This window comes from Microvirga sp. P4_G7 (assembly GCF_056401005.1).
Genome location: NZ_JBFUKD010000947.1, coordinates 1 through 1,124, shown reverse-complemented (window position 1 = coordinate 1,124; position 1,124 = coordinate 1). Strand labels below are relative to the sequence as shown.

The window sequence follows — 1,124 nt, the reverse complement described above, 5'->3', positions numbered from 1 at the left end:
GAATGTAACCCGTGTTGCAGTTGATTGCACAACCTTGGTTTGCACCGGTTCCCGTCGCCGTCAGGGTGACAGGCCCGGTGATTCTGAACTGCGCGCCGTAGTTTGATGCAAAGCACGTGCCGTTTGTGACGTTCAACGCACCGCCGGCAAACGCGAAGTTGACGGAATCAGGCCCCGTTGCACCGACATAAGCGCCGTTGACCGTAGCACCCACGGTATACGTCGCACTTGCAATCGAAATCGTAACCTGGAATCCGGCCAGATCGAAACGACGTTGGACGTAATCAGAGGCGTATTGGATCGACTGGAACGCCGTGCCGGGGGTTAGACCGTCGTTGCTGTTGTTCCCGGTCGTGCCATTCACATAGATGGTGAGGGGGGCTGAGAGGCGCGTATAACTCGCACCGCGCAAGTTGCCCGAAACGACCCAGTACGTGCCGTTGTAAACGACCTCGACAAGATCATTGGGATCCCAAGCCCGAATTGGCGGACCAAAGCCGCCCGGTAGGACGATCGTTTTAGCGCCCAGTCCGTTGACGTTCAGGGTGACCGCTGTCGCCGTGTTCGAAAGTGGCATCTTCAGTTGCAGCGGCGTGCCTACCAATTCCGTCAGCGTGGCTGGCGCGGGATCCAACGTCGCCGTGACTGCATTGGCTGTGCCTCCCGGCGTCGCGACATAGTTTAGATGCTGAGACCTGATCGCCTTGGCGAGTTGCGTCAGGTCGTTTTCATCCGGCGTCCAACCGCTCTTCGCGATCAAATTGACCGCCTCGGCCTCCACCTGTGAGAGCCGATAGAACAGCTCGTTGAAGAGCTGGAGATCAAGCGGACCACAGGCAAATCCGCTCAACACTTCCGCGCTCAGCGGCTCGCGACGACTTGCGGGTACGCTCTGCGCCCACGGGCCGCTTATCTTATTTTTCATGGATCACCTTGAGTTAAAGACGAAGCGCTCAGGCGCAATCGTAGGCGTGAGGATCAATGGGGCAGAGCCAATTGGCGTCTTCACAAAAACCGCCCCAGCCAGCGCCGAACCCTGCGAGGAGTCCGTCGCCCAGATGCACGAGCGCCCGAATTCCCGGCGCGATCGGCATTACGCGGACCACCAATGGAAGCTCCAGGAT

1 pseudogene is annotated in these 1,124 nt (G+C 58.9%); it reads right to left on the bottom strand.

The annotated features are described in order from the left end of the window. A pseudogene (locus tag AC1DT3_RS22135) lies at positions 1–925 on the bottom strand (hypothetical protein); the annotation flags it as partial. Positions 926–1,124: the final 199 nt, after the last annotated feature.